Source organism: Pasteurella sp. WM03 (assembly GCF_004570945.1).
Lineage (GTDB): Bacteria > Pseudomonadota > Gammaproteobacteria > Enterobacterales > Pasteurellaceae > Rodentibacter.
Genome location: NZ_SPPO01000006.1, coordinates 47,518 through 72,927, shown reverse-complemented (window position 1 = coordinate 72,927; position 25,410 = coordinate 47,518). Strand labels below are relative to the sequence as shown.

The following is a 25,410-nucleotide window of genomic DNA, read 5'->3' as shown; positions in this document are numbered from 1 at the left end:
TGGGTAAATAAAAGCATAGTCTTGTTGATGAATTATTCATCAAAAAGGAGATAAAATATGCAAATGCAGTTCAAAAAAATATTATTTGCCGGGTTATTTACTTCTGTAATTAGCCTTTCTCAAGTCAGTTGGGCAAGTAACTCTGGGCTAACCACAAATACCGCCGCACGCTATGACAGCAGTACCGATATTTTCCAACCTATCTATGCGAAAAATGGCATGGTAGCTTCAGAACAGGCTATTGCGACTAAAGTCGGTGTTGAAATACTGAAACAGGGCGGTAATGCGGTAGATGCAGCAGTTGCCGTCGGATTTGCGTTGGCCGTTGTGCTACCAAATGCCGGTAATATCGGCGGCGGAGGTTTTATGGTATTGCATAATGAGAAAACAGGGGAGGATTTAGCCCTTGATTTTAGAGAAACAGCACCATTAAAAGCCTCTCGTGATATGTATTTGGATGCAAACGGGCAAGTTGAAGACGGTAAATCATTGTTTACACATTTTGCTGTCGGCGTACCGGGTACAGTAGCTGGGATGGAGCTGGCTTTAAAAAAATGGGGAACAATGCCTTTGCATAAAGTGTTAGAGCCAGCAATCAAGTTAGCGGAGGAAGGTTTTCCTATCAGCCAAACACTTGCCAACCTACTTGATACGGAGAAAGAAGTGTTAGGTAAATGGCAGAGTAGCCGCAAAATCTTCTTTAAAAACAACCGCACTTTAGCTGCCGGTGAACTGTTAATCCAAAAAGATTTGGCTAATTCTTTAAAACTCATTGCTAAAGAAGGCGCTAAGGCCTTTTATGAGGGAGAAATTGCGGAAAAAATCGTACAAGAAATGAAGCAACATAATGGTTTAATCAGCCTTGAAGATATGCGCAACTATAAAGCGATTGAGCGCCGGCCGATCGTGGGGAATTATCGCGGTTATAAAGTTGTAACTATGCCTCCACCAAGCTCGGGCGGTATCCATTTAGTGCAATTATTTAATATGTTGGAAAATTATCCGCTTGATGAATTCGGTGCAAACAGTGCAAAAACTATTCATTATTTAGCTGAATCAATGAAATTGGCTTATGCGGATCGTTCCGAATATCTTGGTGATCCGGATTTTGTGAAGATTCCCGTATCCGGTTTAACTTCAAAAAATTATGCTAAATCCTTAATTCAAAATATTAGGGAAAATTATGCCCGTCCTGCAACGGAAATTAAGCCCGGTAAACCTCAACCCTATGAAAGTGATCAAACCACGCACTATTCGGTTATGGATAACGCCGGTAATGCCGTTGCCGTTACTTATACACTAAATCTGAATTTTGGTAGCGGTATTGTTGCTGAAGGAACTGGCATTTTACTAAACAATGAAATGGATGATTTTTCTGCTAAACCCGGAGTGGCCAATGCATTCGGCTTAATCGGCGGTGATGCAAATGCAATTGAAGCGAAAAAACGTCCGCTTTCGTCAATGACACCGACTATCGTGCTAAAAGATAATAAACCTTGGCTAGTGACAGGTAGTCCGGGTGGGGCTCGAATTATTACGACGGTTCTACAAAGTATTTCTAATACTATTGACCATAATATGAACCCTGCGGAAGCAATTGTTGCGCCAAGAATTCATCATCAATGGTTACCGGATGAATTACGCATTGAGGAAGGTATTAGCCCCGACACCCTCGCATTACTCACCGCTAAAGGACATAAAATCAAGCTAAAAGCTCCAATGGGACGAGTGCAAATTATTCAAGCGCGCGACGGTGGCTTCTATGGTTATTCCGACCCTCGTAATCCTGATGGAAAAACATTAGGATTCTAATAAATATAAAAATCCCTGCGTGAGTATTTCAGGCAGGGATTTTTGTTATTTCAAAATCAATATCGGTTTGTTCCCATATTTTGCCACTCGTCGGGTATTATTACTTAACCCTTTCGTGTGAGGCTTGCTACTGGCAAGCATAATGATTAAATCTACCGATTTTTCCTCCGCAATTCGATTAATTTCCTCATAAATTGTGCCGTGTGCGACGATGTGTTGCACCTTAGCATTTGCCGGAAAATGTTTGGCGGTAAAATCGTGTAACGCTTTATTCACTTCTGCAATCAGGGATTTATCAAAATTTTTTGGTAGGAAAGCGGAAATAAAGCTATCATCTACCGGCTCAACAATGGTAACGACACGAAATAGTGCATTGGGATGATGTTCAACCAAGCGTAATGCTGTTTCAACTACTTTTTCTGAACCTTTTGGATTGTTCAGATCAATGGCGAGCAGTAATTTGTTATACATAATTTATCCTTTTCATCAGTATGGCGGACATTCTTAATATTAATTGAAACACATTCAAAAATGACCGAACTTTCTATTAAGATTTTGCTCTTCTTCGTTGATTCCAGCCAACCAAGAAAATTATCATTAATCCCGGAATAAACATCCATTCTTTTTCCAATGAAACAAGTGGTAAAGAAATATCAATAATGGTTTGATCCCAATTTAACCCTGCTTTTGCCGCCGGAGAATCCGTTTCCACCATATCAATCACGACTTTATCAATTTGTTTTCCGTCCACCTCAATTTTTTCCTGTGTATGCAACAGGGTTAAACCGAGATTTTGCAAACGTTGTTCGCCTGTTTCTCCCTGTGGCACGGAAAGTTGTGAGTAAAATTCGATTTGTTTACCGTAAGGATTCATTCCCGATAGTTTGAGCAGTAGATTTTGCCCTACCGGTGTTTTTTCCAGCTCTTGTACTAAATATGACGGCTCAATATGATGAGAAGTCGGTGAAATATACTCCATAAAAAAGCCCGGTCGGAAAATGACAAATGCGCCCAAAATTAATAGTGCCGTTTCCCACCATTTGTTTTTCACAAAGAAATGATTCATCGTTGCTGCGGTAAATGCCAATATAGCCAATGTCGAAACCACCGCGACTAGGGTTCCTTTTACCCAACCGACATCCAGTAACAATAAATCCGTATTAAAAATAAACAAGAAAGGAAGAGTTGCCGTACGCAGGCTATAAAAGAACGCGATCATTCCGGTTTTTATCGGATTTCCGCCCGAAACTGCGGCAGCGGCAAATGAGGCTAATCCAACAGGGGGGGTTACATCCGCCATAATGCCGAAATAGAATACAAATAAATGCACGGCGATGAGTGGCACAATCAACCCGTTTTGTTTACCGACTTCAACGATAACCAATGCCATTAATGAGGAAACAACAATATAGTTAGCGGTTGTCGGCAATCCCATTCCCAAAATCAAACTGAATATGGCGACGAGAATCAGCATTAATAAAATATTGCCCATCGACAACACTTCAATAATGCCGGATAGCTGTACGCCAAATCCGGTTAAAGAAACCACGCCGACGATAATTCCGGCGGTTGCCGTTGCAATGCCGATACCAATCATATTTCTCGCCCCAGTTTCTAATCCGTCGATTAAGGTTTTTGCACCTTCAATGAAAAGCGAGGAGTTAATCGGTTGCTTACGGAAATAATGTAGCAGCGGTTTTTGTGTGAGTAAAATCACCGCAAGCGCCATTGTTCCCCAGAATGCGGAAAGCCCCGGCGATAACATTTCCACCATTAAACACCAAATTAATACCACGACGGGAATGAGAAAATGCAGCCCTGCATTCACCGTCGGTTTGGCTGATGGCAGTGCGACCATCGGTGCATTAGGATCATCGACTTCCAAATCAGGAAATGTTGCGACTCGGCGGATAAGTAATAAATAAACCGCTGTAAGCAATACGCAAACAATAAGGAAAGCGTAATTCGGCGCAACGGTTTTAATCCACCCTAAACCAAAATGAACCACGCCGGTTAAGCCAATGACAACTAAAAGTGCGGTCAATATTTTTAATAAAACGATTAAAATCGGATTAGGTGGATCGGTTCTCGGTAAACCTTGTAAATTCATTTTTAAGGCTTCCAAATGAACGATATAAACCAAGGCTATATATGAAATTAATGCCGGTAACGCCGCGTGGGTGATTAATTGGCTATACGGCATATTCACATATTCAATCATCAAAAAGGCGGCAGCACCCATAACCGGTGGCATAATCTGCCCATTTACGGAGGAGGCGACTTCAACCGCGCCTGCTTTTTCGGCGGAAAAGCCGACCCGCTTCATCATCGGAATAGTAAATGTCCCCGTCGTTACCACATTGGCAATAGATGAACCGGAAATTAATCCGGTTAAGCCTGAGGATACGACAGCTGCTTTCGCCGGGCCACCGCGTAAATGCCCTAAATAGGCAAAGGCGGTTTTTATAAAATAGTTGCCCGCACCAGCTTTATCCAGTAACGCACCGAATAAGACAAATAAAAACACATATTTCGTGGAAACGCCCAATGCCACGCCAAATACGCCCTCTGTGGTTACCCATTGCTGATTGACTATTTGAGAAAGTGAGCCTGAACGGTGGCTGATAATCCAATCTGTCGGTAAAAATTGTCCGAAATAGTTATACAGTAAAAAGACGGAAGCGATAATAACCAAAGGTAATCCCAAACTACGCCGACAAGCCTCCAGTAGCAAAATAATCCCTAAACAGCCGGCGATAATATCCGATGTATTGGGTGCGCCGAAACGGGTAACTAATCCCTCGTAAAAGAAAATATAATATGCCCCTAAAAATGCGCCTAAAACGGCAAACAACCAATCTTGATAAGGAACACGGTGTTTTGGAGAAGCGGCAAACGCCGGAAATGCCAAGTAAGCCAGAAATAGAGCAAAAGCTAAGTGAATGGAACGCGCTTTGGTATCATCAACTACCACATTCCATTCCCAACCCCAACTGCGGATCACTTCTTGCAACCAAAATGGAAATGGCGAGGTGTAATAAAGCTGGAAGATTGACCACAAAATAGCCGTAACAATAATTAAATTTTTGGTTAAGCCTTTTGGATTTCGTCCTCCCGCATCATTAGATGCAACCATATCTTGCAGATCGTCATAATCCGATTTTTCAGATTTTACCGACATAAAACCTCCGAAAATAAATATTACCGATTAAAACAGGAAAGGCAGGATAACACCAGCCTAAATTTAATATGCTCGGCTATTTTAACCAGCCTTTTTCTTTGTAATAACGTACTGCGCCTTCATGTAATGGTGCGGATAGCGCATTTTTGATCATATCTTCCTGTTTTAAATGAGCAAATGCCGGATGGAGACGTTTAAAGCGATCAAAATTGTCAAAAACGGCTTTAACAATGGCATAAACACTGTCCGCATCCACATCGGAGGAGGTCACTAAAGTTGCATACACCCCAAAGGTATCCACCGGATTATCCGTGCCTTTATACAAACCGCCCGGAATGGTTGCTTTCGCATAATACGGATTATCAGCAACCAATTTGTCAATTTCCGTACCGGTAATCGGCACTAAATGTGCATTGCACGAAGCCGCCGCTTCTTTTAACGCCCCATTCGGATGACCGACATTATAAGTAATCGCGTCTAAATTGTTATCACACATTACCGATGCCATTTCTGCCGGTTTTAATTCTGACGCGACTTTAAATTCTTTATCCGTCCAACCTTTCGCGGCTAAAATCACATTCATTGTTGCCCGCGTACCGGAACCCGGATCGCCCACATTGACACGTTTGCCTTTTAAATCATCAAATTGTTGAATCCCCGAATCGTCGCGGGCCATTAGCGTAAAAGGTTCAGGGTGAATAGAAAAAACAGCACGTAATTTATCATTTTTCTTGCCGGCAAATGAACTTGTGCCGTTATAAGCGTGATATTGCCAATCGGATTGGGCGATCCCCATTTCCATTTGATTTGCCGCAATCGCATTCAAATTGGCAACAGACGCACCGGTAGAAGGGGCATTACACTTAATTTGGGTTTTTGCCGTATCTCGGTTTACTAATTGGCAGATTGATTGACCCACCACATAATAAACACCGGTTTGTCCACCTGTACCGATGGTGACAAATTTTTCTGCGGCTTGAGCAGAGAATGTGCCCATTGCTAATAATGCAGCAAGAGAAAGAGTGGAATATTTTTTCATTGTAAAGCCCTCTTATCGTGGATTGTAGAAAATTTAGTAAGATGTTGTGTTATTTTTATTCAATAACCCTGACAACATATACTTGTGCACCAATATGCGCAATCGTTTTCTTTCAAAAATATGAGGTATTTCACATTTTTTTAACATGAAAAATACAATTTATCTCTAAAAGTTCATTTCTATTAGAGAAAAAAGCTATTGGTCATGCCGTTACAGTCCACCTTACCGGTATTTTTATCTTATTTATAGAAATCACCACACCTGCTATTGAAACCTATGATCTATGCCCAAATCGGTTATTTAGTGATTCTTTTGCACGAAAGTTTAGCTATACAATTTGTTAGATCCTTAGATGAAAAATTCTTGCTCCTGAGTTTAATAAATTAGCATAGCAAGGATTGTTATTTGAAAAATTGGAGAAATGAATAGTGAATCAAAAAGTTATTATGAGATTTTATAATAGTGGATATGAGCTTAGATTGTGATAATAGCAGCCTGTTCATTCTTGTTGGTCAGTCTGTGAAACCTGTCATGTAGGTAAAGAGAGCTATTTTCATCCGTTTGAACAAACTTCAGAACCCGATTAGGTTTTATTCATTAAATTAGTATAACTGATAGCCAGTTACAAAGGGACTGACCCGCAAATTTCCTACATCACTCAGCTGTACATGAAAGGCATAAAATGGAGTGTGCAAAAAGTCGGGGAAGAAGAAAGTAAACCGACTTGGCTGACACGGTTCAGGATCGCGAAGAAACCATTTGCGAAGCCGTCGATCTAACCTATCACCTCATTGTTTTATTGGCAGATGTGATTGGTAAATTGAAAGAATATCATACGGGATAATTTTCACCTCAAGGAACAGATTTTTAGAATAATTGCCTTTTTGGTTATTATTCGCTAATTAGCCCATTTTTTGCTATAATCCCGCCCAATTTTCATTTACAAAATAGAGATTAATTATGTCAGAAACGACCACAACCGATAACTATGGTGCATCCAGCATTAAAGTATTAAAAGGGCTTGATGCCGTCCGTAAACGCCCAGGGATGTATATTGGTGATACCGATGATGGCACGGGATTACATCATATGGTATTTGAAGTGGTGGATAATGCGATTGATGAAGCATTGGCAGGTCATTGTTCTGACATTATTGTCACTATTCACGATGATAACTCCGTTTCTGTTCAAGATGATGGGCGTGGTATTCCGGTGGATATTCACCCTGAAGAAGGGGTTTCAGCAGCGGAAGTGATTATGACAGTGCTTCACGCAGGCGGTAAATTCGACGATAACTCTTATAAAGTATCAGGTGGTTTGCACGGCGTGGGGGTATCGGTCGTTAATGCGCTTTCTGACAAATTACAGCTTACTATTCGCCGTCAAGGTCATGTGCATGAACAGTTCTATCATTTAGGTGAACCGCAAGCGCCATTAGCCGTGATTGGTGATACTGATGTCAGTGGTACGACCGTGCGTTTCTGGCCAAGTCCGGATATTTTTGCCATCACAACCTTTGATTACAAAATTCTGGCAAAACGTTTACGTGAGCTTTCATTTTTGAATTCTGGCGTATCCATTCGTTTGGTCGATAAACGTGATGGTACGGAAGATCATTTCCACTACGAAGGTGGAATTCAAGCCTTTGTTGAATATTTAAACAAAAATAAAAACCCGATTCATCCAAAACCTTTTTACTTCACTGCAGAAAAAGACGGCATTGGTGTGGAAGTAGCGTTACAATGGAACGATGGTGTGAATGAAAACGTCTATTGTTTTACCAATAATATTCCACAACGTGATGGTGGTACGCACTTAGCCGGTTTCCGTGGCGCATTAACCCGTAGCCTGAACAGCTATATGGAAAATGAAGGTTTATTGAAAAAAGAAAAAGTTGCAACTTCAGGCGATGATGCTCGTGAAGGTTTAGTGGCGATTATTTCTGTGAAAGTGCCTGACCCAAAATTTTCTTCGCAAACGAAAGATAAATTAGTTTCTTCTGAAGTGAAGAGTGCAGTGGAATCGGCAATGAATGAGAAAATGCAGGAATACTTATTGGAAAACCCTGCAGATGCGAAAATCATTGTTAATCAAATTATTATGGCGGCACGGGCTCGTGAAGCAGCACGTAAAGCCCGTGAGATGACACGCCGTAAAGGGGCATTAGATATTGCCGGACTACCGGGTAAACTTGCGGATTGCCAAGAAAAAGACCCTGCGCTTTCAGAACTTTACTTAGTGGAGGGGGATTCCGCAGGCGGTTCGGCGAAAGTAGGGCGTGATCGTAAGACTCAAGCCATTTTGCCATTAAAAGGGAAAATTCTAAACGTTGAAAAAGCCCGTTTTGACAAAATGCTTTCTTCTCAAGAAGTAGGAACGTTAATTACTGCATTGGGTTGTGGTATCGGGCGTGATGAATATAACCCGGATAAATTGCGTTACCACCATATCATTATTATGACTGATGCGGATGTGGATGGCTCACATATTCGCACCCTTTTACTCACTTTTTTCTATCGCCAAATGCCGGAGCTTATTGAACGTGGTTATGTGTATATTGCCCAGCCACCCCTTTATAAAGTGAAAAAAGGCAAACAAGAGCGTTACATTAAAGATGCAGAGGAAATGGAGCAATATGAACTAACCCTTGCGCTTGATGGTGCAGCGTTGCATATCAGTGAAAACGCGCCGGCAATGAATAGCCTTGTTTTTGAAAAATTGGTGGCGGAATATAACAGCGTACAAAAATTAATTGTGCGTTTAAGTCGTCATTATCCAACGCCATTATTACAAGGATTAATTTATCAAGTTCCGCTTACTATTGAGATGATGCGTAACGAAAGTGCGGTTGAAAATTGGGGTAAATCTTTTATTCAACAACTGGAAGAAAAAGAAACCGAAGCTCATCAATATACGATGCGTACCCAATTTAATGCTGAACGTCAGATTTATGAAGCCATCATTACTGTTCGTAAACACGGTATAGATAACGATTACTTTATTAACTTTGATTTTGTGAGCGGTAATGAATATGCAAAAATTGTTTCACTCAATAATCAATTAAATGGCTTGTTAGAGGACGGAGCCTATGTTGCTCGTGGTGAAAAAGTACAGCCGGTACGCACCTTTGAACAAGCGGTAGAATGGTTAGTGAAAGAATCTCGCAAAGGTTTGGAAGTGCAACGCTACAAAGGATTAGGTGAAATGAACGCTGATCAGCTTTGGGAAACCACGATGGATCCAAATGCCCGCCGTATGCTGAAAGTATCTATTAAAGATGCTGTTGCAGCAGATCAACTTTTCACCACCTTAATGGGCGATGAAGTGGAGCCACGCCGTGAGTTCATTGAATTAAATGCATTAAGAGCAAATCTTGATATTTAATCAAAAAAACAGGAAAAAAATGACCGCACTTTTATTCTTATAGGGTGCGGTTTTTTTTGATAAAGATCACAAAATGAAAATTATTCTCAATTAAATCTATTTTTATTTAATTTCATTCTTTATAATCATTCTCATTTAAATAATGATGAGAAAATGATGATGAGAAAACATAAGCTATTGTTTATTAGTATGTCTTTACTAAGCGCTAATTTATCAAATGCGGAAGAGATATTAGATGAAATTAGAGTTCAAGATGAACTGGTTTCAACCCGTCAAACCCAATCCTCAGTAATTCACAAAAATACAGAAACTATTCAAAAAGAGTTGATTCGCGATACTCGAGATTTAGTTCGTTATACCTCCGATGTTGGTATTAGTGATAACGGTCGTTTTTTGAAAGGTTTTTCTATTCGAGGTGTTGAAGGGAACCGAGTTGGCATAAGCATTGATGGTATTAATTTACCGGATAGCGAAGAAAATTCTTTATATGCCCGTTATGGCAACTTTAATAGTTCACGTTTATCGATTGATTCCGAATTAGTTCGTGAGATCGATATTGTGAGAGGTGCGGATGCGTTTAACTCAGGAAGCGGTGCGTTGGGTGGCGTTGTGGCTTATCGTACACTTGAAGCAATTGATATAGTTAAGCCCGGCAAAAAATTTGGTGCGCTATTACGTGGTGGCTATGCCGGAAAAAATAGTGAATGGGTTCGTACTTTTGGCATAGGTTATGTTGGTGATAAGTTTGATGCATTACTTATGTATTCCCAACGTACGGGTCATGAAATGAAAAGTAATGGTGATGGGGATTTATATTACAGTAGTGAAAGTCAGCACCCCGATCCGTCAACACATCGTTTTCATAGTTATTTAGCGAAATTAGGTTATCAGATTAATGATCATCATCGGATTGCTTTTGCGATAAATGGTCAAAAAGGAAACCGTTATACGGATGAACGTAGTTATACGCTTTATGGCGGCGCTTGGCGCGAAGCGGATGATCAAAATAAACGCTACAATATTAATCTGAATTATACCTATGCTCCCGAATCAAATTGGTTGGCTTTTGCGAAACTGGATTTGGATTATCAAAAAACGGATCTTGCAGCAGTTAATTATAAAGGTGGTTCTAACTGGTTAACGAAAGAAAAAGAACTTGATGAAATTTTTGACAGAAGAATGAAAACCGAGTTTAAACGTGCAAATCTAGAATTTGAAAGTCTATCGTTTAATTTATTGGGAGAGCATACGCTCACGTTAAAAAGTTATATCAGTGAACGTGAATTTAAAAATATTAACCACGATAGAATCGGCATTGGGAAAAATTATGAAAGCGATGATTGGTACACGATTCAACGTCCGGTTAAAACAACAATGTATGGCGTTTCTTTAAAAGATCACATTGTATGGAATCCTATTTTTTCTGCTGATTTAGGTATTCGTTATGACTATGCCAAATTAAAACCTAAAGCCCTTAATGCACAATGTTCTAAAGCTTGCTTGGAAGGTGGAGAACTAAACCCAAGTAGTTTTGCTAATTGGAGCGGTTTTATTGGATTAAATGCTCAGGTTACGGAAATATGGAAACTAGGTTATCAGCTCTCCACCGGTTATCGTATTCCAACGGCATCGGAAATGTATTTCACTTTTCAAAATGCTTATGGTTCTTGGCGGGCAAATCCGGATTTAAAATCAGAACGTAGCGTTAGCCATACCATTTTTGCGCAATCCCGTAGTGATGTGGGATTATTTGATATCAGTGTTTATCAGTCCCGCTATCACAATTTCCTATTTGAACAAGAGAGTGTTATTACCTCTTATTCTTATGGGAAAAAATTTCAGAGTTTGGAACAACAAATGGTTAATGTTGATCGTGCGCGAGTGAGTGGCATTGAAATAAAAACCCACTTAAATTTAGATCAAGTTGCTTCATTTATTCCAAAAGGATTTAAATTTTATGGTTCATTAGGTTATAGCAAAGGTAAACTTTCAAACGGAACCGATTTACTCTCTATCCAACCAATAAAAACCGTATTTGGGTTAGATTATGAAGATCCGAACGGGAAATGGGGAATCTTTAGCCGTTTCACTTATTTAGGCGGTAAAAAAGCAAAAGAGGCAAAAACGATTCAAAATAATCGATATTGTGTTCGAGAAGAATTTGATTATTGGTTCGGCACTTCTATCTGTAAAGAGCATGATTTTAAACAAGAAATTGTGACTTACAAATATCTCAATAAATCCGCTTTTATTACCGATTTATTCGGTTATTACAACCCAACGGATAGCATTACGTTGCGTGCGGGCGTTTATAACCTATTTAATAAAAAATACCACACTTGGGATGCGTTACGGGGAATTAATGCGCATAGCACAACAAATGCCGTTGACCGTGAGGGGCATGGGCTTCAACGTTTCTACGCACCGGGCAGAAACTTTGCCGCTTCCGTTGAGATTCGTTTCTAGTATTTTTTAAATCGTTATACCGAAAGTACGCATTTTGTTAGGCGTACTTATTTTCGTTTTAGGAGTAATCGTTATGATGATAGATAAACGTCTGATTAATACTGTGGCGGAGAGTAAAAAATGGATTGCAGTTACCGTACTTTGGAACTGGCTTGCTTTAGTCGGCGGTATTGTCACGGCGGTAGTATTTTCATATATCTTACAAGCCTCATTGTTAGGCGATCTTCGCATACCAAGTGCGGTTGGTTTGGGCGCAATTTTGCTGGCTGCACTGGCTCTGCGGGTATTTGCCGGTAAAAAATCCGTACAGGCATCTTATTTTGCCAGCACAAGGGTGAAGCATGAATTACGCAGTTTGATTTATCGTAAATTGGCGGGAATGCCGCTTAATCAAGTTAATCAACAATCTACTTCGAGTATTATTCAGGTTGCCTCAGAAGGTGTGGAGCAATTAGAAATCTATTTTGGGCGTTATTTACCCCAGTTATTTTATAGCTTGCTTGCCCCCCTCACCTTATTCTTTTTCTTGGTCTTTTTTAATGCACCGACTGCGTTAATTTTGTTGGTATGCGTACCGCTTATCCCAATGTCTATTATTGCTGTGAATAAAATCGCCAAAAAGCTCTTGGCGAAATATTGGGCGATCTATGTCGGGCTGGGAAGTAGTTTTTTAGATAATTTACAGGGTTTGATTACACTAAAAATCTATCAAGATGACGGCTATAAAGCCAAACAAATGGATGCGGAAGCGGAACAATTTCGCACTATCACAATGAAAGTGTTGACAATGCAGCTCAATTCCGTTTCATTAATGGATTTACTCGCCTATGGTGGCGCAGCAGTCGGGATTTTAACCGCACTTTTGCAATATCAAGACAATCAAATTAGTATTTTGGGGGTGATTTTATTTATTTTGCTCGCCTCTGAATTTTTTATTCCCTTGCGTTTATTGGGTTCTTTTTTCCATGTGGCAATGAACGGTAAAGCCGCGTCCGATAAGATTTTTACTTTGCTTGATACGCCGGTAGAAATACAAAAAAGTGCGGTCGGTTTTGCTGCAAAAAATAATGTGCAAGTAGAAATACAGGATTTACATTTTGCCTATTCCGAGGAAAAACCAGCGATTCAAGGTTTGAATTTAACGATTCCGGCAAATCAACTCACGGTTTTTGTCGGTAAAAGCGGTTGTGGAAAATCCACACTGGTATCGTTATTAATGGGATTTTACAAACCGCAGAAAGGTGAGATTTTATTTAATGGGCAAAATGTCGTTGAAATTAACCGCACTTCCTTTTACGAAAAGGTTTCACTGGTTAGCCATAGCAGCTATGTGTTTAAAGGTTCTTTGCGTGAAAATATGCAAATGGCAAAAACCGATGCCTCCGATGAACAAATTTACCAATGTTTGGAACAAGTCAATTTAGCCGACTTTGTGCGTGAAAATGGCGGTTTGGATATGCCTTTATTAAGCCGGGGGGCAAATTTATCCGGCGGTCAAATTCAGCGTTTAGCCTTGGCTAGAGCGTTGTTGCATAATGCGAATTTTTATATTTTTGACGAAGCCACCAGTAATATTGATGTAGAAAGCGAAGAAGTGATCTTGAAATTTATCCGACAATTTAAACAACACAAAACTATTGTGATGATTTCTCATCGCCTTGCTAACGCGGTGAATGCAGATAATATTTATGTGTTGGATAAAGGCAGATTGATTGAACAAGGGACTCACACCGAATTAATGGCAGAAAGTGGCGCCTATGCGGAAATGTTCGAACAACAAAAATCTTTAGAGCAAATTAGTGAGGTGGCAAATGCGTAAAAACGGATTTTTAGTGATGTGGCAATTACTCCGCTTGGTCAAACCGCTTGCCCATATTATGCTGTTTACCATTACGATGGGAACGCTCGGCTTTCTAAGTGCGATTTTTATTATGGTGCTGGGTGCAATGGGGTTGGTTCATTTACTTGGTTTTAATGGGCATTTAAATTTAACCCAAATTCTGACCGCACTTATCACACTTGCTGTTGCCCGTGGCATATTACGTTATTTAGAACAAATGTCCGGTCATTATATTGCCTTTAAATTACTGGCATTATTACGTGATAAAGTCTTTTCCGCTTTACGCCGTCTGGCATTTGTTAAATTGCAAGATAAACAAGCAGGTCAGCTTGTATCTTTAGTCACAAATGATATTGAGCTGCTTGAAGTATTCTACGCTCACACCATTGCACCGATTATGATTGCCTTCTTTACTTCTGCTATTTTAGTGGCGGTCTTTGCTCATTTTTCCCTATGGTTTGCCTTAATAGCGCTTGCTGCATATCTTTGTATTGGCGTGGTTTTACCGATCATCACGACTAAATTAGCCCGTGAAGACGGCAGACAATATCGCGAACTTGTGGGGGAAATGAATGATTTTTTCCTCGATAGCATTCGTGGCATGAAAGAAATTCAGCTTTTCGGTTATGAGCAGAATCGTTTAGAGGAAATCCAACAGCGTAGCCAAGCCATTGATAAGGTTTTTCGTAAAATTAAAGATCAAGAAAGCAAAGTACGAATTTATACAGAAATAGCTGTGTCTGCCTTCAATATCATCATTCTATTTACCGGCGTGATTTTGTTCTATTTAGAGGAAATCAATTTTGCCAATTTTTTGATAGGCACGATTTTATTAATGTCGAGTTACGGCCCGGTTATTGCCTTGAGTAATCTTTCCAGTAATTTATTGCAAACTTTGGCATCCGGTGAGCGGGTATTGAGTTTGTTGGCGGAACAGCCCGTATTAAAAGAGGTAGAAAGTGCGGTCAATTTAGACAATGTTTCTGAAATTCGCGTAGAAAACCTGAGTTTTACTTATGGTGACGAACCAATTCTCTCGGACATTAATTTGCAGTTACAGAAAGGACACATTTTAGGTATTCATGGCAGAAGCGGTAGCGGAAAAAGCACGTTATTAAAGCTTTTAATGCGTTTTTACGATCCGCAACAAGGAAAAATTTGCATTAACGGTACATCGCTTGGTGATATTAATACGGCGAGCCTGCGTGACAATATGGCGTATATAACCCAACAAACCTATATTTTTAATGACACGATTGAAGAAAATATTCGCCTTGCGCACCGTTCTGCGACGCAAGACCAAATTATTGAAGCCGCTAAACAGGCATCAATTCACGATTTCATTATGAGCTTACCGGCAGGTTATCAAACTAAAATGACGGAATTGGGCGGCAATCTTTCCGATGGGGAAAAACAACGCATTGGCATTGCCCGTGCTTTCTTACATAATGCCCCGATCATTTTGCTGGATGAGCCGACGAGTAATCTGGATAGTTTAAACGAAGCGATTATTTTACAATCATTGCGCAACGTTAAGGCGGATAAACTGATTATTCTTGTCAGCCATCGCCAATCCACAATGGCAATTTGCGATCAGGTTATTAGAATAGAAAGCGGGCGGATGTCGTAAAAAAAGTGCGGTTGAAAATGACCGCACTTTTTTGTTGTAACATTAACCTTGAAAGTGAGGCAGATAATTAAACATCACTAAAAAATGGGCGATGGCAACAAATATACCGAATAAAGCCGTGAAAATAATTAACCCGTTCCCTCCGCCAACACGAAATCCCGCCGTATGGTGGTGTTTTCTTGATTTGTAAACCAAAAGTGCCGGAATAATGCAAGTCCAAATCGTTGCTACCGCACCGGCATAACCAATGGCTTTCAAGAAGCCCAATGGAAATAGGATCGACATAATGAGGGGTGGAAAGAAGGTCGCAATCCAAGATTTTGTGCGCCCGCTTTTGCTGTTATCAAATTTAAAGAAATCGGCAAGATAATCAAATACGCCTAATCCTACGCCAATAAAGGAAGATAAAATGGCAGCGATGGAAAACGCATTGATCATTTGTTTAACCGTATTTGATTCAATAACATTACCGAGGGTATTCAGTAATACATCTAAATTTCCGCCACTCTCCAGAATCGGCGCAAATTGATTGCGCGGAAGATTGCCAAAAATAACAAAAACCCAAATGAGATAAAGTGTTAGGGCAATCCCTGTTCCTCCTAAAATGGCATATTTTGCTTTCCGTTCTTCGCCATAATATGCCCGCATACTACAAACGGAGTGATGATAACCAAAGGAAGTTAAGGCAACCGGAAACATCCCAATCGCATATTTTGCATAATCGCCTTCTTTTCCGCTAATATCAAAAAGATTATCCAAAGAAATATTGACGGCTAACCCAGAGATACTAATAACAAAAGTGAGCCCCATAAAGACAATCAGCAAGACGGAAATGCGATCTACAATACGGGTGGAATGCCAGACAAAATACGAAAAGATTAATACGAATACGGTCGAACAAATGGCTAATCCGAAAGAACCTAAGTTAATCCATGGTTTAATTAAGTTTTCTATGATGCCGCCGGAGGCGGTGGTATAAGCATAAAGTAAGATCCCTCCTACGAAATAGACGGCAAGATTATTAATCGCATTAATGGTGGAACCCAACATATCTTTCGTGACGGTACTAAATGACGCTCTTAAATCATAGGTGGAGTAGGCTTCAAGCAATAACCAGCCAGATAATGTCATGAGTATCATCGTTAAACAAATTGCGACAGCAGACCATATTGTCCATGCGCCTGCACCCGAGGTCGGTAATCCAAGCATTCCGGCACCCACGCAAACGCTGGCAATAATACAGGAACCACCGAAAATGGAAGGTTGTTTTTTCATATTGAATCCTTATCAATAACAATGTATTGAAATAAGTCTTTGATAAAAAATGCAGCTCAAAATGAACTGCATTTTCTAGAATAATTTTTTATGATTCCACTTCTTTCAATCGTGCGGTGAAATGACGTAAAACTTTCGGCTCATAAGTAAAGGTTAATCCTTTAATATTTGCCGCGTTTTCTTTCACTTTTTGGAAGGCTTCAATAATGAAATCCATGTGGGTTTGGGTGTAGGTCGCACGCGGAATGGTAAGGCGTAATAACTCGGCAGGACAAGGTAATTGTTCACCTGTTTTTGGGTCACGCCCTAATAAAAATGAACCAATTTCGACCGCTCTTATACCGGCAACTTTATAAAGTTCACAAGAAAGGGCTTGAGCAGGGAATTGTTCCGGCGGAATATGCGGTAATAATTTACCGGCATCCACGAAAGCGGCATGTCCGCCGGGTTGTTGGCAGGCTACACCAATGCGTTCAAGCCCTGCAACCAAATATTCAATTTGTGCGATGCGATAAGCTAACCATTCTTGGCGCATTCCGTCACGTAAACCGATTGCCAAACGTTCCATTGCTCCGCCTTCTAAACCGCCATAAGTCGGGAAACCTTCTTGTGCAACGCAAAGGGTTCGACATTCATGATAAACCTCTTCCATTGATTGATCTTTGAAGGCTAAAATACCCCCCATTGGCACCATGGCATCTTTTTTGGCAGACATTGCCAAACAATCGGCATAGCGATAGCTTTCGTAAGTGATTTGTTCGATTGTCCAATCTTTATAAGCGTCTTCACGTTGCTGAATAAAATAGGCATTTTCAGCGAATCGGGCGGAATCCATAATTACCGGAATATCGTATTTCCGTGCAATTTCATACATACCTTTTAAATTAGCGATGGAAACAGGTTGTCCCCCGGCGGAGTTACAAGTGATGGTACAAACGATATAAGGCACATTATTCGCACCGACTTCTTGAATGCCTTGTTCCAATTTTTCTAAATCAAAATTACCTTTGAACGGATATTTTACTGAAGTATCAAAGGCTTCTTTGATATACACATTACGCACTGTTGCGCCGTTAATTTGGCTATGACCTTGTGTGGTATCAAAGAAATAGTTGGAAAACACCACCATTTTGCGGCGATCTAAGCCTTTTTCACGCTCACGTTTGGCAATTAATACGGGAATATAAATTTGTTCCGCCCCACGACCTTGGTGGGTCGGAATGGTGTATTCATAGCCAAAAATTTCTTTCACGGCATTTGCTAACGCATAATAACTACGGCTGCCACTGTAAGCTTCATCACCACGCAACATGGCAGCCTGCATATCTTGTGTCACCGCACCGGTACCACTATCGGTTAAAAGATCAATGAAAACATCTTTACTATCTAATAAAAACGGGTTCATTCCGGATTTTAATATTGCCTCTTCACGGTATTCTCGGGTGGTTCTTTTCACCGGTTCAATAACACGAATGCGGAAAGGTTCGGGTAAATGTTTAAAATTTTCCATAGCAAAATCCTCAAAAATTAATTTGATTAAGTTAAGTAAAAATTATTTTCTAAAATGAAAATAGAATGGTAGTAAATAGAAAAAGAAAGGATGGCGGACTATGGAAAATAGAAGGATAATCTTGGATCGATAAGCACCCAAGTTTGGTTCGGTGAAAGCAAGTTAAGCATATTAAAATCCTTTGTAAGAAAATAGAAACTTAATACTACTAACGACTTACTTCTGACTGCGAAGTTAGATCAGAATAATACAAAAATAAAATCTGTCATCTGTTATTTTCTTAATTTGTGAAGCTTGTCACATAATACTTGTCACGAAAAATTTTAAATGGTTTCAGTTTTATCCTCTATATTTTTTAATAGACTTCCGTAATTTTAGGGTTGGGCTTAGGGTTAGTGTTTGGTAAGGCTCCTTTGGGTTTTTTATCCGTTGGAGCAATAGTTCTACGGCAAGTTTTCCTAATTCGGCTTTGGGTTGACTGATGGTTGAAAGAGGAGGGAAAAGATATTGAGAAAGTTCAATATCATCATAACCAATGACGGAAATATCCTGTGGAATGTTTAAACCTTGTTGCTGAATGATGTAGTATGCTCCCATAGCAATGGTATCGCTACAACAAAACACTGCAGTTGGGCGGTGTGGTGTAGCGAGTAATTTTTGCATTCCTATACTTCCCCCTTCAAAATCAAAATGGCTTTCAATGATCCAATCATCATTCAGTGGGATTTCGGCTTCCGACAAGGCTTTTTTGTACCCTTCTAAACGGTTTTTCGCCACTGATTTTTTAAGATTGCCTGTAATAATGCCAATGTCTTTATGTCCGGCTTCAATTAATGTTTTTGTTGCCAAATAGCCACCAAGTATTGAGTTTTCAAGGATTTTATCGGCATTAAGCTCTTTGAACCACCAATCCATAATCACTAAAGGTACAGAAATCGTTAGTTCCGTATCCGCATTAAAACGGCTGTCGCCACACATCAATAATAAACCGTCCACCTGTTTATGAAGTAATGTCCGTAAATTTTGTTGTAATCGTCCGGCATCGCCCCCAGTGGTGGCAATAATGAGATTGTATTGATGTTGTTGGCAATATTGTTCTACGCCTGCCATGACTTCGGCAAAGAAAGGATTATTGGTTGCAGTAACAAGCAACCCGATGGTTTTGGTTTCGCGTACTTTCAGGCTACGTGCCACGGCAGATGGGGTGTAATTCAGTTCCGCTACCACGCTCATCACTTTTTCTCGAATTTCATCACTGACAAATCGAGAACCGTTAATAACATGAGAAACCGTCGAAGTCGAAACCTTTGCCAATCGGGCAATATCTTTCATCGTTGCCATAAAAACACCCGTATTTTTAACCGCACTTTTAGTTGTTCGTGAGAAATTCTAAGGTTTCTTGACGGCTTGGAATAGAGGGTTGTGCGCCTTTGCGTGTTACGCTAATCGCCGCCGCGGCTTGTCCGAAACGAATCGCTTCATCAAGGGATTGCCCTTCCAATAAAGCGGTAATGAAACCACCGTTGAAGGTATCGCCCGCCGCCGTGGTATCCACCGCTTGCACGGAAAAACCTTTGATAATGCGATGTTCTCCCTCTCTGCTGATAAATACGCCTTTTTCGCCGAGAGTAATCATCACACAGCTTATCCCTTTTTGATGAAAAACTTCCGCAGATTTGACCGCACTTTGTTCATCCGTTACGCGTACGCCGGTCAAGATTTCCGCTTCAGTTTCATTTGGCGTGATAATGTCGATTAAGCCCAATAAGTGATCGGATAACGGTTGGGCAGGTGCAGGGTTTAACACCACTTGTACGTTATGTTTTTTCGCGATTTGTGCGGCAAGTTCTACACCGGAAATCGGGGTTTCCAATTGCATCAGTAAACAATCTGATTGGGCAATCCGTTCTTCAGCGTTACATACGATTTGTTCGTCTAAAAACGCATTTGCACCAGGGGCTAACACAATGCTGTTTTCGCCAGTTTGAGCCACTTGAATAAACGCCATTCCAGTCATTTCTTGCGAAACCGTATTGATATGGGCGGTATCAATGCCGTCCTGCGTAAAAGCATTTTTCATTGATGTACCTATACCATCGTTTCCAATGCAACCAATAAATGCCACGTTAGCCCCCAAACGTGCTGCTGCAACGGCTTGATTTGCCCCTTTACCACCGTAGGCGATGTGATAATTTTTTCCGGTGAGGGTTTCCCCCGGTTTGGCGAAATAAGGCACGGATATGACATGATCGGCATTTATACTGCCAAGAACGGTAAGTTTTTTATTCATGTTGAAACCCTTATTGATTGTTGTAAATTTACTGCCACAAAGGTTTGTGGCAGTTATTGTATGTGATGACGTAATTATTCACTAATTACTTTTAAATCTACCGGAATTTTAGCGTCCACTTTTTCGCCTTTTAAGATTTTATCAGCGGTAATCACACCCAATGAGCCAATCAAATCCGGTTGTTGTGCAATAGTGGCGGCGAGTTTACCGCTTTTTACTGCTTTTATGCCATCATCTGTGCCATCAAAACCCACAATAAGCACTTTTTTATTGGCGGCATTCACTGCTCGCAATGCACCTAATGCCATTTCGTCATTTTGGGCGAAAATCGCTTTTACCTCTGCTTTGCTGGCGAGGAGATTTTCTGTTACGTTTAACCCTTTGGTTCGATCAAAATCAGCCGGTTGGCTGGCAAGAACATTGAATTTATGGGTTTCAATGGCTTGTTTGAAACCTTCCCCACGTTCACGTGCTGCAGATGTACCGGCAATGCCTTCAAGTTGAATCACTTTTGCACCATTACCTAATTTTTGGGCAATAAAATCCCCTGCCATTTTACCGCCGGCGACATTATCGGAAGCGATATGGCTCATGACATTTCCTTTTGTAGCACCACGATCTAAAGTGATAACCGGAATGTTATTACGGTTTGCAATCGCAACTGCATTCCCCACTGCTTCAGAATCTGTCGGGTTGATTAACAGCACTTTTGCACCGCGGACAGTTAAATCTTCCACATTAGCCAATTCTTTTGCCGGGTCATTTTGTGAATCAAGCACCACAAGTTTGTAACCTAATTCATTGGCTTTTTGTTGTGCGCCGTCTTTTAATGTGACGAAGAACGGATTATCCAACGTGGATACCGCAAGGGCAAGGGTATCTTGCGCTGAAGCGGTAGCAGACAGGCTTAGACCCAATAATAGGGCGGAACTAAGTGCGGTCAATTTTTTCATAATTTCTCCTTAAAATGAGTTACAGTTTTTTTGTACCAAGATAGTTATCGGCTAAAACGGCAACCAGAATAACCAACGCTTTTGCTATCATTTGATAGTAAGATGAAATGTCTAATAAATTCAGGGCATTATTTAAAAACCCGATAATCAATGCACCAATCAGTGTTCCCATTACACGGCCTTTACCGCCCATTAAACTGGTTCCGCCTACAACGACCGCCGCAATCGCATCAAGCTCATAGGATACGCCGGCGGTGGGTTGTGCGGAAGATAAACGGGAAGTGACGATTAAACCGGCTAGGGCGGATAAAAAACCGCTCACACCGAAAACAAACACTTTGATTTTATTAACATTAATACCGGAAAGTTGGGTGGCGGATTCGTTACCGCCAAGAGCATAAATATAGCGCCCAATCGGGGTATGTTTCAAAATATACCAAGCCACCGCGAACACCACCGCCATAATCCAAATCGGCACCGGAATTCCCAACAGATAACCCGTACCAAGGGTGGCAAATACATCGGCGCTGTCAGAAAATCCTGTTGTAATCGGGCGACCCTCCGTATAAACCATGGTTACGCCGCGTAATAACGTCATCGTAACAAGAGTGGCAATAAAAGCTTGCACTTTCCCTTTGGCGACAATCATCCCACTGATGCCGCCAAGCATTGTGCCGAGTAGCAAGGTTGCCGGAATGACAAGTAAAATCGGTAGTTCAAGGCTGACCATTGAAGCGGCAATGGCGCCAGTGAGTGCCAAAACCGATCCCACAGAAAGATCAATCCCTGCAATTAAAATCACGAACGTCATCCCCACGGCGATGATGGCATTCACGGAGGTTTGACGCAAAATATTCAGAATATTATCCACACTGAAAAAATTTGGATTAATCATCGACACAATGGCAATGAGAATAATCAGTGCAATAAAAGAACGTTGTTCAATCAAAAATTTTCCAAATTGGAAACGAGAAGTTTGGGTTGTCATTATGTTTACCTTAAAAATTTATCCGTAAAATCGACCGCACTTTTGAAACCGACTTTAAGTCTATTTGCCAATGGCGGCGGCGAGTAATTTTTCTTGTGTTGCTGCTTCACGAGAAAATTCTGCACTGATTTTGCCTTCGTGCATAACCAAAATGCGGTCGCTCATACCAAGCACTTCCGGCATATCGGATGAAATCATCAAAATACTCAAGCCGTCTTTTTTAAATTCGTTGATTAGCTGATAAATTTCTTTTCGTGCGCCCACATCCACACCGCGAGTCGGTTCGTCTAAAATCAATACGTTTGGGCGGGTCATCAAACCGCGTGCAATCGCCACTTTTTGCTGATTGCCGCCGGAAAGCAAGCCCACTTGTTGTTCACGGCTTGGGGTTTTAATGTTAAACATCGCAATAAAATCATCCACTGCCATGCTTTCCGCTTGGTGGTGAATTGACCCTTTTTGAGAAAAATGCTCAAGTGCGGTAAGCGACATATTTTCTTTTACAGACATTCCTAAAATGAGACCGTCGCCTTTGCGATCTTCAGAAATATAGACAATGCCGTTGTTCAAGCCGTCTTGCGGCGTGCGATTTTCAATCTCTTGATTTTTTAACCGCACTTTGCCGGCGGTTTTCGGTAACGCACCGTAAAGTAATTTGCCAAGCTCTGTTCTGCCTGCACCCATTAAACCGGATACGCCCACAATTTCGCCGGCATAAAGTTTAAAAGAAACATCATTAATACCACTGCCACTGATATGTTCGACATTCAATACGCAGTCGCCTTTTTCTTGTGGCAGGTGCGGATATTGTTCGTCAAGGCGGCGACCCACCATCATTTCAATCAACTCATCTTCGGTCAGATCCGCCACTGCCCGTTCGCCGATAAATTGCCCGTCACGTAAAACGGTAACGTCGTCGCAAATTTGGAAAATTTCTTTTAAACGGTGAGAAATATAAACAATGCCGTGTTTTTCCGCTTTAAGCTCAGCAATAACGTTGAATAAAGCCTCCGTTTCCGTATCGGTTAAGGCGTCCGTCGGTTCATCCATAATGATAACCTTAGATTCAAAACTTAACGCTTTGGCGATTTCCACCATTTGCTGTTCGCCGATGGAAAGTTCGGAACATAATTTTTTGCTACTATGGGTTACGCCTAAACGTGCTAACAGTTTGTCTGCTTCGGCGTGCATTTTTTGCCAATTAATCGCCCCCCAGCCTGTTTTAAATTCACGCCCAAGGAAAATATTTTCTGCAATGCTGAGATTGCCCACTAAATTAAGTTCTTGATGAATAATGCTAATACCGGCTTCTTGAGACGCTTTTGGCCCGTTGAACGATACTTCGTTGCCAAGATATTCAATCGTCCCGGTATCTTTGGAATAAATACCGGTTAGCACTTTCATCAAGGTTGATTTGCCCGCACCGTTTTCGCCCATCAATGCCATTACGCGGCCGGCATACACTGACAGACAAGCGTTATTCAACGCTTTCACACCGGGAAAGGATTTATTTACACCGCTGATTTTGAGTAGGGTTTCCATTATTTTACCTTCGTTAAAACGGCACGCCGGAATATAAAATCACATTGGCATAAGGCGAACATTCGCCGCTGCGTACAATCGCTTTGCTATGTTGAGAATATTGTTTAAAGGTTTCGTGTGGCACAAATTCCACCTGAATTTGATTGTCCTGAGTGGTTTCCAGTTGTTGGAGTTTCGCTAAAAGTGCGGTCAATATTTCAGGATTTTTTTGTTTGATTTCCTCGGCGATCAAAGCACGTTCCACAAACATTTCATTTATGACAACATCAAAGGTTTGTAAAAAACTTGGCACACCGGCGGTAAGGGCTAAATCTATACGTTCCACATTTAACGGAATCGGGAGTCCGGCATCACAAATAGTTATGCTGTCGGTATGACCTAAAGTCGCAATGCGATGAGAAAGTGGTGCATTTAATAACATTGTTTTTTTCATCGAAAAATCCTTTTTAGGTTTATCGAAACGTTTCGATGATTGGATAATAGAAGATGTGAGTAAAAAAACAATGAGCAAATTTTAAATTTGAGACAGCGATCACAGAATTTTTATGCCATAATCACACCAACTTAAAATAAGTTGTTATGAATATTTATTGAATAAATATGCAGTGTTAATTAATATATATTCATATTGAATCAAGCAAACATAGGGGGATGATAATGAAGAAGCAACTTTTACTTGGTATTTTTATCGGTGCAGTGAGTGTTATTACTCATGCAGAGGAATTAACCTTCGGCACAGAGCCCAGTTATCCACCTTTTGAAATGACAACAGAAAAAGGTGAACTGGTGGGATTTGATATTGATGTTGCACAGGCAATTTGTAAAGAAATTCAAGCTACTTGCCATTTTAAAACTATGCCGTTTGATTCGTTAATTCCTAGTTTGAAAGCAAAACGCTTTGATGCAGCGATGTCAGCGATTGATATTACGCCTGCCCGAGAAAAACAGGTTTTATTCAGTGAGCCTTATTATGATAGTTCCGCAAGCTATATTGCATTGAAAGGCAAAGAAAATTTAGCGACAGCGAAAAATATTGGCGTGCAAAACGGTTCGACTTTCCAACAATATACCGTTGCTGAAACCCCTCAATATTCACCGAAATCTTATGTAAATTTACAAGATGCGATTTTAGATTTGCAAAATGGGCGGATTGATATTGTGTTGAGTGATACGGCATTGTTGGCAGATATAATGAAGAAAGAGCCAAATATTGAATTTGTCGGAGAAAAAGTGACAAATGAAAAATATTTTGGTCGTGGTGTTGGGATTGCATTACACAAATCCAATAAAGCTTTGCAAGAACGTTTGAACCAAGGTTTGAAAACCATTAAGGAAAATGGCGAATATCAAAAAATTTATGATAAGTGGATGACAAAATAATCAATAAAACTGATAAAAAATTGACCGCACTTTGAGTATTCAAGTGCGGTTTTTTTATTAAAAAAACCTGAAATTTTTTTAAAACTCAGTATAATGATAATTGTTATCAATAATAAAAAG

The 25,410-nt window shown here is 40.5% G+C and carries 17 protein-coding genes and 1 pseudogene; 7 read left to right on the top strand and 11 right to left on the bottom strand.

All coding sequences use genetic code 11. From position 1 onward, the window contains the following. Positions 1-57 precede the first annotated feature (57 nt). Complete coding sequence (ggt, locus tag E4T92_RS07375) at positions 58-1,812, top strand: gamma-glutamyltransferase (RefSeq protein WP_135094102.1); 1,755 nt, start codon at positions 58-60, stop codon at positions 1,810-1,812. A 45-nt stretch (positions 1,813-1,857) separates the two neighbouring features. Here ggt and E4T92_RS07370 read toward each other — a convergent pair whose 3' ends face one another. The 3 genes from E4T92_RS07370 to E4T92_RS07360 all read right to left on the bottom strand — a co-directional run bounded on the left by E4T92_RS07370 (position 1,858) and on the right by E4T92_RS07360 (position 6,032). Next, positions 1,858-2,283: a universal stress protein gene (locus E4T92_RS07370; protein ID WP_135094101.1), complete on the bottom strand. Its 426-nt coding sequence runs from the start codon at positions 2,281-2,283 to the stop codon at positions 1,858-1,860. Between the two features lie 76 nt (positions 2,284-2,359). Then, positions 2,360-4,993, bottom strand: coding sequence for a TRAP transporter permease (locus E4T92_RS07365; RefSeq protein ID WP_135094100.1), 2,634 nt, complete (start codon positions 4,991-4,993; stop codon positions 2,360-2,362). A gap of 76 nt (positions 4,994-5,069) precedes the next feature. Beyond that, positions 5,070-6,032, bottom strand: a complete 963-nt coding sequence (locus E4T92_RS07360; protein WP_135094099.1) for a TAXI family TRAP transporter solute-binding subunit — start codon at positions 6,030-6,032, stop codon at positions 5,070-5,072. Positions 6,033-6,485: 453 nt separating this feature from the next. On the opposite strand from E4T92_RS07360, the pseudogene hisE reads away from it, so the two are divergent. The 5 genes and pseudogenes from hisE to E4T92_RS07340 form a co-directional block, all read left to right on the top strand. Further along, a pseudogene (gene hisE, locus E4T92_RS11365) lies at positions 6,486-6,876 on the top strand (phosphoribosyl-ATP diphosphatase); the annotation flags it as partial. 116 nt (positions 6,877-6,992) lie between these two features. Continuing rightward, a complete protein-coding gene (gyrB, locus tag E4T92_RS07355; RefSeq protein WP_135094098.1) occupies positions 6,993-9,416 on the top strand; it encodes a DNA topoisomerase (ATP-hydrolyzing) subunit B in 2,424 nt (807 codons plus the stop codon). A gap of 159 nt (positions 9,417-9,575) precedes the next feature. After that, positions 9,576-11,882: a TonB-dependent hemoglobin/transferrin/lactoferrin family receptor gene (locus E4T92_RS07350; RefSeq protein ID WP_135094166.1), complete on the top strand. Its 2,307-nt coding sequence runs from the start codon at positions 9,576-9,578 to the stop codon at positions 11,880-11,882. 73 nt (positions 11,883-11,955) lie between these two features. Continuing rightward, positions 11,956-13,701: an ABC transporter ATP-binding protein/permease gene (locus E4T92_RS07345; protein WP_135094097.1), complete on the top strand. Its 1,746-nt coding sequence runs from the start codon at positions 11,956-11,958 to the stop codon at positions 13,699-13,701. Continuing rightward, the gene (locus E4T92_RS07340; RefSeq protein ID WP_135094096.1) at positions 13,694-15,352 is read left to right on the top strand and encodes an ABC transporter ATP-binding protein; all 1,659 of its coding nucleotides are present in this window, start codon (positions 13,694-13,696) and stop codon (positions 15,350-15,352) included. The genes E4T92_RS07345 and E4T92_RS07340 overlap by 8 nt, the downstream gene beginning before the upstream one ends. A 42-nt stretch (positions 15,353-15,394) precedes the next feature. Here E4T92_RS07340 and E4T92_RS07335 read toward each other — a convergent pair whose 3' ends face one another. The 8 genes from E4T92_RS07335 to rbsD all read right to left on the bottom strand — a co-directional run bounded on the left by E4T92_RS07335 (position 15,395) and on the right by rbsD (position 24,343). Continuing rightward, positions 15,395-16,627, bottom strand: a complete 1,233-nt coding sequence (locus tag E4T92_RS07335; protein WP_135094095.1) for an aromatic amino acid transporter — start codon at positions 16,625-16,627, stop codon at positions 15,395-15,397. Between the two features lie 88 nt (positions 16,628-16,715). After that, positions 16,716-18,137, bottom strand: coding sequence for a tryptophanase (gene tnaA, locus E4T92_RS07330; protein ID WP_135094094.1), 1,422 nt, complete (start codon positions 18,135-18,137; stop codon positions 16,716-16,718). A 339-nt stretch (positions 18,138-18,476) separates the two neighbouring features. Continuing rightward, entirely contained in the window at positions 18,477-19,478 is a 1,002-nt protein-coding gene (locus tag E4T92_RS07320) for a substrate-binding domain-containing protein (protein ID WP_135094093.1), read from the bottom strand. Positions 19,479-19,506: 28 nt separating this feature from the next. Next, positions 19,507-20,427 carry a ribokinase gene (rbsK, locus tag E4T92_RS07315; protein WP_135094092.1) on the bottom strand — a complete coding sequence of 307 codons (921 nt, stop codon included), beginning with the start codon at positions 20,425-20,427 and terminating at the stop codon, positions 19,507-19,509. A 74-nt stretch (positions 20,428-20,501) separates the two neighbouring features. Then, a complete protein-coding gene (gene rbsB / locus E4T92_RS07310; RefSeq protein WP_135094091.1) occupies positions 20,502-21,380 on the bottom strand; it encodes a ribose ABC transporter substrate-binding protein RbsB in 879 nt (292 codons plus the stop codon). 19 nt (positions 21,381-21,399) lie between these two features. Continuing rightward, positions 21,400-22,368: a ribose ABC transporter permease gene (gene rbsC / locus E4T92_RS07305; protein WP_135094090.1), complete on the bottom strand. Its 969-nt coding sequence runs from the start codon at positions 22,366-22,368 to the stop codon at positions 21,400-21,402. 60 nt (positions 22,369-22,428) lie between these two features. Then, a complete protein-coding gene (gene rbsA, locus E4T92_RS07300; protein WP_135094089.1) occupies positions 22,429-23,910 on the bottom strand; it encodes a ribose ABC transporter ATP-binding protein RbsA in 1,482 nt (493 codons plus the stop codon). Positions 23,911-23,923: 13 nt separating this feature from the next. Next, a complete protein-coding gene (gene rbsD / locus E4T92_RS07295; protein WP_135094088.1) occupies positions 23,924-24,343 on the bottom strand; it encodes a D-ribose pyranase in 420 nt (139 codons plus the stop codon). A 224-nt stretch (positions 24,344-24,567) separates the two neighbouring features. Here rbsD and E4T92_RS07290 point away from each other — a divergent pair, with 224 nt between their 5' ends. After that, the gene (locus E4T92_RS07290; RefSeq protein ID WP_135094087.1) at positions 24,568-25,290 is read left to right on the top strand and encodes a lysine/arginine/ornithine ABC transporter substrate-binding protein; all 723 of its coding nucleotides are present in this window, start codon (positions 24,568-24,570) and stop codon (positions 25,288-25,290) included. Positions 25,291-25,410 lie beyond the last annotated feature (120 nt).